Origin of the sequence: Sphingomonas rhamnosi (genome assembly GCF_036663615.1) — a bacterium.
Taxonomy (GTDB): Bacteria; Pseudomonadota; Alphaproteobacteria; order Sphingomonadales; family Sphingomonadaceae; genus Sphingomonas.
In genome coordinates this window covers 227635-239916 of record NZ_JAXOJJ010000003.1, presented here as the reverse complement: position 1 = coordinate 239916, position 12282 = coordinate 227635, and the positions used below count along the sequence as shown (strand labels likewise).

11 protein-coding genes are annotated in these 12282 nt (G+C 66.5%); 10 read left to right on the top strand and 1 reads right to left on the bottom strand.

What is annotated here, in order from left to right:
- Positions 1-90 precede the first annotated feature (90 nt).
- From U1701_RS08605 to U1701_RS08595, 3 genes are all read left to right on the top strand, one after another.
- Complete coding sequence (locus tag U1701_RS08605) at positions 91-2622, top strand: penicillin-binding protein 1A (RefSeq protein ID WP_332782141.1); 2532 nt, start codon at positions 91-93, stop codon at positions 2620-2622.
- Positions 2623-2740: 118 nt separating this feature from the next.
- Positions 2741-3868, top strand: coding sequence for a peptide chain release factor 2 (prfB, locus tag U1701_RS08600; RefSeq protein WP_332782140.1), 1128 nt, complete (start codon positions 2741-2743; stop codon positions 3866-3868).
- Positions 3865-4602 carry a class I SAM-dependent methyltransferase gene (locus tag U1701_RS08595; protein WP_332782139.1) on the top strand — a complete coding sequence of 246 codons (738 nt, stop codon included), beginning with the start codon at positions 3865-3867 and terminating at the stop codon, positions 4600-4602. Before prfB ends, U1701_RS08595 begins: the two co-directional genes overlap by 4 nt.
- Before the next feature lie 17 nt (positions 4603-4619).
- Here the strand turns inward: U1701_RS08595 and U1701_RS08590 are convergent, their stop codons facing one another.
- Complete coding sequence (locus U1701_RS08590) at positions 4620-4997, bottom strand: JAB domain-containing protein (protein WP_332782138.1); 378 nt, start codon at positions 4995-4997, stop codon at positions 4620-4622.
- Between the two features lie 86 nt (positions 4998-5083).
- Here U1701_RS08590 and U1701_RS08585 point away from each other — a divergent pair, with 86 nt between their 5' ends.
- The 7 genes from U1701_RS08585 (at position 5084) to U1701_RS08555 (ending at position 12199) form a co-directional block, all read left to right on the top strand.
- A complete protein-coding gene (locus U1701_RS08585; protein WP_332782137.1) occupies positions 5084-5878 on the top strand; it encodes a thymidylate synthase in 795 nt (264 codons plus the stop codon).
- 28 nt (positions 5879-5906) lie between these two features.
- Positions 5907-6449 carry a hemerythrin domain-containing protein gene (locus U1701_RS08580; protein ID WP_332782136.1) on the top strand — a complete coding sequence of 181 codons (543 nt, stop codon included), beginning with the start codon at positions 5907-5909 and terminating at the stop codon, positions 6447-6449.
- Between the two features lie 164 nt (positions 6450-6613).
- Positions 6614-7075, top strand: a complete 462-nt coding sequence (locus tag U1701_RS08575; protein WP_332782335.1) for a dihydrofolate reductase — start codon at positions 6614-6616, stop codon at positions 7073-7075.
- A 138-nt stretch (positions 7076-7213) separates the two neighbouring features.
- The gene (locus U1701_RS08570; protein WP_332782135.1) at positions 7214-8137 is read left to right on the top strand and encodes a bifunctional riboflavin kinase/FAD synthetase; all 924 of its coding nucleotides are present in this window, start codon (positions 7214-7216) and stop codon (positions 8135-8137) included.
- A gap of 199 nt (positions 8138-8336) precedes the next feature.
- Positions 8337-11297, top strand: coding sequence for an isoleucine--tRNA ligase (gene ileS, locus U1701_RS08565; RefSeq protein WP_332782134.1), 2961 nt, complete (start codon positions 8337-8339; stop codon positions 11295-11297).
- On the top strand, positions 11290-11793 hold the full coding sequence (lspA, locus tag U1701_RS08560; protein WP_332782133.1) for a signal peptidase II: 504 nt from the start codon (positions 11290-11292) through the stop codon (positions 11791-11793). Before ileS ends, lspA begins: the two co-directional genes overlap by 8 nt.
- Positions 11786-12199 carry a DUF3035 domain-containing protein gene (locus U1701_RS08555; RefSeq protein ID WP_332782132.1) on the top strand — a complete coding sequence of 138 codons (414 nt, stop codon included), beginning with the start codon at positions 11786-11788 and terminating at the stop codon, positions 12197-12199. The genes lspA and U1701_RS08555 overlap by 8 nt, the downstream gene beginning before the upstream one ends.
- The last annotated feature ends 83 nt before the right edge of the window (positions 12200-12282 follow it).

Sequence of the window (12282 nt, the reverse complement as noted above, 5' to 3'; positions counted from 1 at the left end):
TACCACCATACCTTCGTCGAAGCGCAACACGCGCTTTACCGAACGCCGCTGGCAAGCGCCCCCGAACCTGCTAAACGCTCGGCCCAGTTTATGGCATCCGACCCTTCCCCCAGCTCAACCAGCAAGACCCTCCGTTCAGCCGAGGGCGCCCGTGGGTGGCTTGCCCGCGCCTGGGCCCGCAAGCTGGTCAAGGCGGCGGTCGCGCTGTTCGTCCTCGGCCTGATCGCGATCTTCGGCTTCTGGCTGCTGGTCGTCCGCGACCTGCCGTCGGTCGATGCGCTGCGCACCTACGAGCCGCCGTTGCCCACCAACGTCCGCGGCATCGATGGCGCCCCGATCCATTCCTATGCCCGCGAACGCCGCGTCGAGCTCAGCTACGGTGAATATCCGCCGCTGCTGATCCGCGCGTTCCTGGCCGCCGAGGACAAGACGTTCTTCGAACACCACGGCGTCGACTTTCCGGGCCTGGCAGGCGCGGTGATCGATTACGCGTCGAAGATTGGCACCGGCCGCCGCGCCAAGGGCGGCTCGACGATTACGCAGCAGGTCGCCAAGAACCTGCTGATCGGCAACGAATATTCGCCGACGCGCAAATTGCGCGAGGCGGTGCTGGCGTACAAGATCGAGGATACGCTGACCAAGCAGCAGATCCTGGAGCTCTACCTCAACCAGATCGCGCTCGGTCGCAACGCGTTCGGCGTCGAGGCCGCAAGCCACGCCTATTTCGACAAGGAGCTCGACCAGCTCGATCTCGCGCAGATGGCCTATCTGGCGATCCTGCCCAAGGGTCCGTCCAATTACGATCCGGTGCGATCACGCGAGCGCGCGACGATCCGGCGCAACTATGTGCTCGACCGGATGCTCGAAAACGGGTTCATCACGCGCGGCCAGCACGATCAGGCGCGCGCCGAACCTCTGGTCGCGGTGTTGCGCCGCACGCCCAAATTCGAAAGCGTCGGCGGCTATTTCGTCGAGGAAGTCCGTCGCCAGCTGCTCGCAAAGTTCGGCGAGAACGCCAAGGACGGGCCGTACAGCGTCTATTCTGGCGGGCTGTGGGTGCGCACCTCGCTCGACACGCAGCTGCAGGATCTGGCGCAGAAGGCATTGCGCGATGGCCTGATCCGCTTCGACCGTGGGCGTGGCTGGAGCGGGCCGATCCGTCACGTCGACCTGATCACCGACGATGCGGGCCAGGCCAACTGGCTGCAGTCGCTGCTCAATACCAACATCGCGCTCGACTATAACGACTGGGTCGCAGCGATCGTGATCGCCCGGACCGGCGGGTCGGCGGAACTCGGCTTTGCCAACGGCGCCACTGGCACGCTGCCGCGTTCGGGCGCGCAGATTCCGGTGCGCGGCAAGGGCGGCACCGCGTTTGCCGCGCTGAAGGCGGGTGACATCGTCGCTGTCGCACCGGAGGGCGGCGGCTTCGGGCTGCGCGCCATCCCCAAGGTTTCGGGCGGCTTCGTCGTCGAGGAACCCGCGAGCGGCCGCGTGCTGGCAATGCAGGGCGGCTTCGACGACCGCATCCAGGCGTTCAACCGTGCGACGCAGGCGATGCGGCAGCCCGGCTCCACCATCAAGCCTATCGTCTATTCGGCCGCGCTCGATAACGGGATGACCCCCGCGTCGATCATCGTCGACGGCCCGTTCTGCGTTTATCAGGGCGCTAGGCTGGGCAACAAATGCTTCCGCAACTTCGGCAATTCGCGTGGCGCGGGCCCGCACACGATGCGCTGGGGAATCGAACAGTCGCGCAACCTGATGACGGTGCGCACCGCCGCGCAGACCGGCATGGTCAAGGTCGTCGCGACGATCAAGAAGATGGGGATCGGCGATTACCCGCCATATCTCTCGTTCGCGCTCGGCGCCGGCGAGACCACCGTCGGCCGCATGGTCAACGCCTATTCGATCCTCGCGAACAACGGCAAGGGCGGCCCGCCGTCCCTGATCGACTTCGTGCAGGACCGCCACGGCAAGGTGATCTGGCCCGAAAACTGGCGCGCTTGCGAGCGCTGCAACGCGCCCGACTGGGACGGCAAGGCGATGCCGCGGCCGGTCACGCGCCAGCGCCAGGTGCTCGACGCGCTGACCGCGTATCAGATGGTGCACATCACCGAAGGCGTGGTCCAACGAGGCACCGCGGTGACGCTGCGCGATCTCGACCGGCCGATGTTCGGCAAGACCGGCACCAACAACGGCCCCACCGATGTGTGGTTCGTCGGCGGCACCCCGCAGTTCGTCGGCGGGCTGTACATCGGCTACGACACGCCGCGGAACCTGGGCGGCGCCGCGCAGGGCGGCACGCTGGCCGCGCCGATCTTCAAGCAGTTCGCGGCCAAGGCGTATGAGGGGCTGGAGAAGCTCCCGTTCCGCGCGCCTGCCGGAATCCGCATGGTCCGGATCGATCGCGGCAGCGGTCGCCCGGTCTATGGCACCTGGCCCAACACCGCCGATCCCAAGCCCGCGGTGATCTGGGAAGCGTTCAAGCCGGAGAGCGAACCACGGCGTGCCGCGCGTCGCACCGCGCCGCTCGCCCCGGTTGCGGCCAAGACCGTGGCACCTCGCCGCGAGACCCCGCGCGACAGCGATTTCTTGCAAAGACAGGGCGGCATCTACTAGGCCCTGACCTATATACCCACGTCATCCCGGCGCAGGCCGGGATCGTTTGACTACAGGGCGCGCGCTTGCCGCCCGAGACCCCAGCCTCCGCTGGGGTGACGGTTTTTGGAGAATACCCATGCGCGCCGAAGCGCAGGCTCATGTCGACACCATCAACGACGCGCTGGCGCTGCTGCGCCGCTTCCTCGACTGGGACCGCGCGCTGCGTCGCCTCGACGAGCTGAACGCGCGCGTCGAAGACCAGGCGCTCTGGTCCGATCCGAAGGCCGCGCAGGACGTGATGCGCGAGCGTCGCCGCCTCGACGAAGCGATCAGCGCGACGCGCGCGATCGAGAGCGAGCTCAGCGACACGTCCGAGCTGATCGTGATGGCCGAAGCCGAAGGCGACACCGCGATGGAGGCGGACGGCGTCGCCGCGCTCGCCGAACTCGCCGCGCGTGCCGACAAGGACAAGATCAAGGCGCTGCTCGCGGGCGAAGCCGACGGCAACGACACCTATATCGAGGTCAACGCCGGCGCGGGCGGTACCGAGAGCCAGGACTGGGCGGGGATGCTCAGCCGGATGTATTCGCGCTGGGGCGAGCGCCACGGGCTGAAGGTCGAGCTGATCGATCAGCATTCGGGCGAGCAGGCCGGGATCAAGTCGGCGACCCTGCTGCTGAAGGGCGAGAACGCCTATGGCTATGCCAAGACCGAGAGCGGCGTCCACCGCCTCGTCCGCATCAGCCCGTACGACAGCGCCGCACGCCGCCACACCTCGTTTGCCAGCGTCTGGGTCTATCCGGTCGTCGACGACAATATCGACGTCGAGTATAACGAGAGCGACCTGCGCATCGACACCTACCGTGCCTCAGGCGCGGGCGGGCAGCACATCAACACGACCGATTCGGCGGTGCGCATCACGCACATCCCGACCGGCATCGTCGTGCAGTGCCAGAACCAGCGATCGCAGCACAAGAACAAGGCCGAGGCGTACAATCAGCTCCGCGCACGGTTGTACGAGCGCGAACTCGCGATCCGCGAAGCCGCCGCCAACGCCGAGAACGCGGGCAAGACCGACATCGGCTGGGGCCACCAGATCCGCTCCTACGTTCTGCAACCGTACCAGATGGTGAAGGACCTGCGCACCGGCGTGGTCTCGACCAGCCCGTCCGACGTGCTCGACGGCGATCTCGAGCTGTTCATGGCGGCGGCCCTGTCGCAGCGCGTGACCGGCGAGGCGATCGAGGTGGAGGACGTCGATTGAGACCGGCCGTCGGACTGGCACTGATCGCGGCCCTGCCACTGACCCTGGCCGCGTGCGACGGCAGCAAGCCGCTCATCAAGCGTGAGGCGAAGGGGCCTGGCCCCTTCCCCGCCGCCGACCGTCCGGTCGCGTCGATCGTCTCGGCGCGCTGGTCGAACGAGGAAGCACGCGACCGGCTGAACGAGGCCGGTGAGGTGATGAACAAGGCCGATATCCGCATCGGCATGACGGTCGCCGATATCGGCGCGGGTGAGGGCTATTACACGATCCGCCTCGCCGCGCGCGTCGGCAAGGACGGTCGTGTGCTCGCCGAGGACATCGTCGCCGGCGTCCGTGATCAGCTCGCCGAACGCGTCGCGCGCGAGCGCCTCGACAATGTCAGCGTGAGGCTGGGTGAACCCAACGACCCGAAGCTGCCGCCGGCGAGCTTCGACCGCGTGCTGATGGTGCACATGTATCACGAGATCGCGCAGCCCTATGAGTTCCTGTGGCGGCTTCGGCCCGCGCTCAAGCCCGACGGCCTCGTCGTGATCGTCGACGCGAACCGCCCGACGCGTAACCACGGCACGCCGCCGCGGCTGCTCAAATGCGAGCTGGCGGCGGTCGGTTATACGCAGGTGGCGATGGCGGAAATGCCGTCGGCGGGCGGTTACATGGCGACATTCCGCGCGACCGGGAAGCGTCCCCAGCCGGCTGGGATCGTGCCGTGCCGGATGGATACGCCGACCTCCTGACCTGGTCCCTGACCTGATCACGGTGTCACCGATCGGATGCTGGTGACCGCGTCTCCTGCGAGAACGAGGTGGTCTAGCAGTTCGACGTCAACTGCTGCCAACCCGCGCGCCAGTGCCCGTGTGAACGCCAGGTCGCGCTCGCTGGGTCGGACGTCGCCGCTCGGATGATTGTGCGCCATCACCACCCCGACCGCGCCGAGCATCAGCGTATCCGCCACGACGTTGCGCACCGAACAGACGACGTGCCCCCTACGTCCGGCAACGTGGCGCAACCCCAGAAGCCTCCGTTTCGGATCAAGATATCCCAGTCCCAATATCTCCTGCCGCGCATGACCGATCGCGCGGAACAGCGCATGCGCGGTCGCAAGATCATCGATTGGCGGCAGGTCCGGCACGAACCGGCATGACGCACGGCGCGCGTCGGCGCACGAACAGCTGTCTCCATCTTGGCGCTTCGCATCCGTCCGCGTAAGCAACCGCGATGCGTCAATATCTCGATCTCATGGACCGCATCCTTTCGACCGGCGTCGAGACGATGGACCGCACCGGCACCGGCACGCTGAGCGTCTTCGGCGCCCAGATGCGCTTCGATCTGGCGCAGGGCTTCCCGGTGCTGACGACCAAGAAGCTGCATCTGCGCTCGATCATCGTCGAACTGCTGTGGTTCCTGCGCGGCGACACCAATGTCCGGTGGCTGCAGGAGCGCAAGGTCGCGATCTGGGACGAATGGGCGGACGAGAACGGCGATCTCGGCCCGGTCTATGGCAAGCAATGGCGCGACTGGGCCACCGCCGACGGCCGCCATATCGACCAGATCGCCGAGCTGATCGACCAGATCAAGACCAATCCCGCCAGCCGCCGCCAGATCGTCAGCGCGTGGAACCCCGGTGATCTGCACGCGATGGCGCTCGCCCCGTGCCACTGCCTGTTCCAGACGCACGTTGCAAACGGCAAGCTGTCGCTGCAGCTGTACCAGCGCTCCGCCGACATCTTCCTCGGCGTGCCGTTCAACATCGCCAGCTACGCGCTGCTGACGCATCTGCTCGCACAGCAATGCGGGCTCGAAGTCGGCGAGTTCATCTGGACGGGCGGCGACTGTCACCTCTATTCGAATCATGTCGAGCAGGCCCGCCTGCAGTTGGCACGCACGCCGGGCCCGTTGCCGCGGCTCGAAATCCTCCGGACGCCACCGTCGATCGGCGCGTACGACTACGAGGATTTCGTGCTGCACGATTACGTCGCGCAACCACACATCAAGGCGCCGGTCGCGGTCTGAAGCGATCGAATCGCAATAGGAACCGGTCGTGGGCGTCCGCGGTTGGGCGCGGATGGACATTACACAGCTCATCCTCGACGAACACGCGCAGCAGCGGAACCTCTTCGCCCAGATCGACCAGATCGATCCCAAGGATACTGAGGCGCTGTCGGCGCTCTGGACCCGCCTCAAGAACTTCCTCGACTCGCACGCAGAAGCGGAGGAGCGCTTCTTCTACCCGCGGCTCATGAAGATCGGCACCGGCGGCAACGACGCCGAGTCCGCCGCCGAGGAAACCGAAGACGCGATCGACGACCACAACGACATCCGCGACACCGGCGAGGCGGTCGACACGCACCCCGTCGGTTCGGACGCGTGGTTCGAGGCGGTCGGCGCGTGCAACAAGGCGAACAGCGATCACCTCGCCGAGGAAGAACGCCAGGGCCTGACCGATTTCCGCAAGCACGCGACTCTGCAGGAGCGGCACGACCTGGGCGTCAAGTTCGCGGCATTCGAGGCGAATCACCTGAACGGCGTGAAGGTCGTCGACAAGGATCCCGAAGCCTACGTCAAAGAACACGCGGCGGGGTGACGCCAACCTACGGTCATCCCACCTACCTCCGTCATCCCAGCGCACGCTGGGATCTCTAGAGGCTGCTGCCGAGTCCCGTGTCTCACGAGACCCCAGCCTTCGCTGGGGTGACGGATGTTTTTAGCGGCTTGGCGCTCCTTGCCGCATCCGGCATGACCCGGACCATGATCTCGTTCCATCTCGCCCGCGCCAGCAACGGCGTCATCGGCCGCGACGGCCAACTCCCCTGGCGCCTTCCCGCCGATCTCAAGCGCTTCAAGGCGCTAACGATGGGCAAGCCGATGATCATGGGGCGGAAAACCTTCGAGAGCTTCCCGAGCCCACTCCCCGGCCGCCGTCACATCGTGCTGACGCGCGGCAGTTGGACCGCGCCGGGTGCCGAGGTGGCGCATTCGGTCGACGAGGCGCTGGCGCTGGCGGGCGACGACGTCGCGGTGATCGGCGGCGCGGAAATCTTTGCCCTGTGCCTGCCCCACGCCGACCGCATCGAGCTGACCGAAGTCCATCTCGAGCCCGAGGGCGATGCGACCGTGCCTGCGTTCACGGGCTGGACCGAAATCGCGCGGGAGGACCATGCGGCCGAAGGCGAGCGACCTGCCTATAGTTTCGTAACGCTAACCCGATAAACATTCGTTCTCCCGCGAAAGCGGGAGTCGAGGAGCCACGAACGCCGACGCCTGGGATCCTGGGCTCCCGCCTTCGCGGGAGAACGGGACAGAGAACAGTATAGCGTCCCCCTCCCGCCCCCCCTATAGCCCGCGGCCATGCAGCGGCTCGACGGGGGCGCTTCGATCCCCCCGCAGCTTGCAGGCGGCATCGTCGCGCTCGGCAATTTCGACGGATTCCATCTCGGCCACCAGGCGGTGGTCGCGCGCGCGATTGCGTGGGCGAAGGCTGAGGGGCGCCCGGCGCTGGTCGCGACCTTCGATCCGCACCCAGTGCGCCACTTCCGCCCCGACACCGCGCCGTTCCGTCTGACCACGCTCGACCAGCGCGAGCGGTTGTTCGCGCAGGCCGGCGCGGACGCGATGATCGTGTTCCGGTTCGACGGCGACCTCGCCGCGCTGACCGCCGAAGATTTCATCGCGCAACGCTTGGAACGCGCGCTCGAGATCGCCGGCGTGGTCACCGGCGAAGACTTCACCTTCGGCAAGGCAAAGCGCGGCACCGTCGCCACCCTCGCCGCCCGCGGCCCCGCACACGGCTTCCGCGCCGAAACCGTCGGCCCGGTCGCGCTCGACGGCGAAACCGTGTCCTCGACCCGCATCCGCGACGCGCTCCGCGCCGGCGACGTGGCCACCGCTAAGAGGCTGTTGACGCGGCCCTTCGCGATCGAAGGCCGCGTCCAGCACGGCGACAAACTCGGGCGCACGATCGGCTATCCGACCGCTAATCTCGACATGGGCAACTATCTCCGCCCCGCCTACGGCATCTACGCGGTGACCGGACGGCTGGAAGACGGCCGCATCCTGAAGGGCGCCGCGAACCTCGGCATCCGGCCGAGCTTCGATCCGCCGAAGGAACTGCTCGAACCCTTTTTCTTTGATTTCTCCGGCGACCTGTACGGCCGGACGGTCGAGGTCGCGCTGGTCGAGTACCTCCGCCCCGAAGCGAAGTTCGACACCCTCGAAGCCCTGACGACCCAGATGGACGCCGACTGCGCGCGCGCGAGAGAGATCCTCAAGTAGATTTGGTTCGCGCAGAGGCGCGGAGACGCAGAGAGGTTATGCCTGACGCCTCGTCAGGGCTTGCGGCAGCTCTGTTCCAGCGTCGCGGTCTGAAGGCCGCTCCGCGGCAATGCCGACACCTCTGCGTCTCTGCGCCTCTGCGCGAACCAAATCTAAGCTATTTGTGTAAGACCGACAGCGCGGGTAAAGCCCCGCCTTCATGACCGACGCCCCCGCCCCCGCCGCGCGCGATTACCGCGACACTGTCTTCCTGCCGAAGACCGACTTCCCGATGAAGGCCGGCCTCGCCGCCAAGGAGCCGGCGATCCTAGAGCGCTGGGCGAAGCTCGGCATCTACGACCGGCTGCGCGAGCAGCGCGCGGGGCGCGAGCGGTTCATCCTGCACGATGGCCCGCCCTACGCGAACGGCGACATCCATATGGGTCACGCCATGAACAAGGTGCTGAAGGACATCATCGTCCGCAGCCAGTCGCTGATGGGCAAGGACGCGCCGTACGTGCCCGGCTGGGACTGCCACGGCCTGCCGATCGAGTGGAAGGTCGAGGAAGCCTACCGCGCCAAGAAGCTCAACAAGGACGACGTCCCCGTCGACCAGTTCCGCGCCGAATGCCGCGCCTATGCCGAGAAATGGGTCGCGGTGCAGAAGGACGAGTTCGCGCGGCTGGGCGTGATGGGCGACTGGGCCGATCCGTATCTGACGATGAAGTACGAGGCCGAGGCCGCGATCGTCGGCGAGTTGCTGAAGTTCGCGGAGTCCGGCCAGCTGTACCGCGGTGCGAAGCCGGTGATGTGGTCGCCGGTCGAGAAGACCGCGCTCGCCGAGGCCGAGGTCGAATATGAGGACATCGTCTCGACGCAGATCGACGTCGCGTTCGAGATCGTGGAGGCGCCGAACGCGCCCGAACTGGTCGGCGCACATGCGGTGATCTGGACGACGACGCCGTGGACGATCCCGGTGAACCAGGCGCTGAGCTATGGGCCTGACATTCATTATCACGCCTTCCACGCCGAAGACGGCCGTCGATTCCTGATCGCGTTTGATCTGAAGGAAGAGTTCGAACGCCGCACGGACATAAAGCTGGATTCCGGCAATCTGCAAGAGATCGGTCAGCTACAGGTTCTCGGCGCTGCCCTCGAAGGCGCCACCGTGCGCCACCCGATGCACGCGCTCGGCGGCTTCTTCGCAAGGCCCCGCCCGTTCCTGCCCGGCAGCTTCGTCACGACCGATGCGGGCACCGGGCTCGTCCACATGGCGCCGGACCACGGCGAGGACGATTTCGAGCTCTGCAAGCAGTACGGCATCGACCCCGTCTTCGCGGTCGACGGCGCGGGGATGTACCGCGCGGACTGGGCGTGGCTCGGCGGCCAGGGCAGCGTCATCAACAAGAAGTTCGTGGGTGCCGAAGGTCCCATTTGCCGTGACCTTTCAGACGTTGGCGCGCTGCTCGCCGCGAGCGACGACTTCAAGCACAGCTATCCGCATTCGTGGCGGTCCAAGGCCAAGGTCATCTTCCGCGCCACCCCGCAATGGTTCATCCCGATGGACCGGTCGCAAGACCAATCCGTCACCCCAGCGCAGGCTGGGGCCTCTGGCGATGGCGCGGGTCAGGAGCCTCACGAGACCTTAGCCTTCGCTGGGGTGACGGATGGTGGTTCGAACGGCGCCACGCTGCGCGAAATCGCGCTCGACGCGATCGCGGCCACCACATGGATCCCCGCTCGCGCGGAAAACCGGATCACGTCGATGGTGCAGGGCCGCCCCGACTGGGTGATCTCGCGCCAGCGCGCCTGGGGTGTGCCGATCGCGCTGTTCGTCAACCGCGCGACCGGCCAGTATCTCAACGACCCCGCGGTCAACGCGCGGATCGTCGACGCCTTCCGCGAGAGCGGCGCGGATGCGTGGTATGCCGATGGGCACCAGGCGCTGCTCGGCACCGACTACGATCTCGCCGATTACGAGGTCGTGAAGGACATCCTCGACGTCTGGTTCGATTCGGGCTGCACGCACGTCTTCACCGTCGAGGCGCGCTACGGCGAGGGCACGCGCGCGAACCTATATCTCGAAGGCTCCGATCAGCATCGCGGCTGGTTCCAGTCGTCGCTGCTCGAATCCTGCGGCACGCGCGGCCGCGCGCCGTACGATGCGGTGCTGACGCACGGCTTCGCGCTCGACGGCCAAGGGCGGAAGATGTCGAAATCGCTCGGCAACGTCGTCGATCCGCTGAAGATCATCGGCGAGAGCGGCGCGGACATTCTCCGGATGTGGGTCGCCTCGACCGACTATTTCGACGACGTCAAGATCGGCAAGGAGGTGCTCGCCACCGCCTCCGACGCGTACCGCAAACTGCGCAACACCTTCCGCTACATGCTCGGCGCGCTCGACGGGTTCGACGAGTCGGAGCGCGTCGCGGTCGCCGACATGCCCGAGCTCGAACGCTACGTGCTCCACCGCCTCGGCATGATCGACACCGAATTGCGGCAGGCGGCGGAAGCCTATGAGTTCAACCGCTACACGCGCCTGCTGACCGACTTCGCGAACGAGGATTTGTCGGCATTCTTCTTCGATATCCGCAAGGATTCGCTCTATTGCGACGCCCCCGGCGACATCAAGCGCCGCTCGTACCGCACCGTGCTCGACGTGCTGTTCCACGCGCTGGTCCGCTATGCCGCGCCGGTGCTGTGCTTCACTGCCGAAGAGGTCTGGCAGGCGCGCTTCCCGACCGACGAGGGATCGGTGCATTATCTCGAATGGCCGGTCTTGCCGACCGTTGGTAGCGACTTGCTTGGCCACAAATGGACCGACCTCCGGGGCATTCGCGAAGCGGTGAACGCGAGCATCGAACCAAAGCGACGGGAGAAGACTATTCGCTCTAGCCTCGAAGCGGAGGTTCACGTTCAGACATCAGACGCGGCGCTCATAGCCAATCTCGAATCAATTGATTTGGCCGAGCTCTTCATATCAAGTCGTGCCACGGTTGAACCGTACGGGCGGGCCGCTTGGGATGAAGCAACTTATACGCAGGACACTAACAACAGAACGGCAGTGATCACGGTCCACAAGACTACGTTCCTTAAATGCGGCCGCTGCTGGCGCCACCTGCCCGAGGTGACCGCAGACGGTGATCTCTGCGACCGCTGCGAAAGCGTCGTCGATGCGTAACGTCCCCCGCGCCGGGATCGCGACGGCCGCTTTGTTGTTCGTCGCTGATCAGCTCAGTAAGTTCGTCGTCACCCAAACCCTCGGGATCGATTCGCTCGGCGACGCAACGACGATCACGTCGTTCTTCGACCTGCGCTTCGTGCCGAACATCGGCATCTCGCTGGGGCTGCTCCCCGCCGACGGACACCTCACGCGCTGGGCGCTGATCGCGCTGACCGGCGCGATCTCGGTCGGCGTCGCGATCTGGATGACGCGCGAAAAGAACCGCGCGGACCAGATCGCGCTTGGCTTCGTGCTGGGCGGCGCGCTTGGCAATATCGTCGATCGCGCGCGGCTTGGGTACGTCGTCGACTTCTGCGACCTGCATATCGGCGCGTGGCGACCGTTTTTGGTCTTCAATGTCGCCGACGCAGCGATTACGGTTGGTGTGCTCGTCCTGCTTGTCCGGGCGTTTCTCGTGCGCGAGAAGCCCCCTGTGGAGAATTCTCATGCGTAACGTCCTGCCCCTGGCCGCTGGCCTGACCTGCGTCGCGCTGCTGTCCGGCTGTGGCGCGGGCCGCAGCCTCGATCGTGCGGGGCCCGACGAGTTCGCCGTCGCGCGCCAGGCGCCGCTGGTGATCCCGCCCGACTTCAGCCTGGTGCCGCCGCAGCCCGGCGCCGCGCGCCCGCAGGATACCGCGGCCAACGCGCAGACGCTCGACGCGCTGTTCGGTGGTGCCGCGCCGCGCAGCGCGAGCGAGCGCTCGACCGTCGATGCCGCGGGCGCCGATTCGGACGATCCCGGCATCCGTTCCAGCGTGGGCGATCCCGGCACGACGGTCGTCGACAAGGGATCGACGACCCGCGACATCGTCGCCGCACCCGAGGGTGACGGCCAGGACGCACGCGCCACCGCGAACTGAGTCTTCGTCAGCCAAGAAAAAGGGCGGTCCTTGCGAACCGCCCTTATCGTGCCGCCCCCCGCTTTTCACGGAGGGCCGCAAGA

Excerpts from the sequence above, each read along its gene's own strand:
- U1701_RS08605 (WP_332782141.1), top strand. The coding sequence starts at position 91 with ATGGCATCCGACCCTTCCCCCAGCTCAACCAGCAAGACCCTCCGTTCA.
- prfB (WP_332782140.1), top strand. The coding sequence starts at position 2,741 with ATGCGCGCCGAAGCGCAGGCTCATGTCGACACCATCAACGACGCGCTG.
- U1701_RS08585 (WP_332782137.1), top strand. The coding sequence starts at position 5,084 with ATGCGTCAATATCTCGATCTCATGGACCGCATCCTTTCGACCGGCGTC.
- U1701_RS08575 (WP_332782335.1), top strand. The coding sequence starts at position 6,614 with ATGATCTCGTTCCATCTCGCCCGCGCCAGCAACGGCGTCATCGGCCGC.
- U1701_RS08570 (WP_332782135.1), top strand. The coding sequence starts at position 7,214 with ATGCAGCGGCTCGACGGGGGCGCTTCGATCCCCCCGCAGCTTGCAGGC.
- ileS (WP_332782134.1), top strand. The coding sequence starts at position 8,337 with ATGACCGACGCCCCCGCCCCCGCCGCGCGCGATTACCGCGACACTGTC.
- lspA (WP_332782133.1), top strand. The coding sequence starts at position 11,290 with ATGCGTAACGTCCCCCGCGCCGGGATCGCGACGGCCGCTTTGTTGTTC.
- U1701_RS08555 (WP_332782132.1), top strand. The coding sequence starts at position 11,786 with ATGCGTAACGTCCTGCCCCTGGCCGCTGGCCTGACCTGCGTCGCGCTG.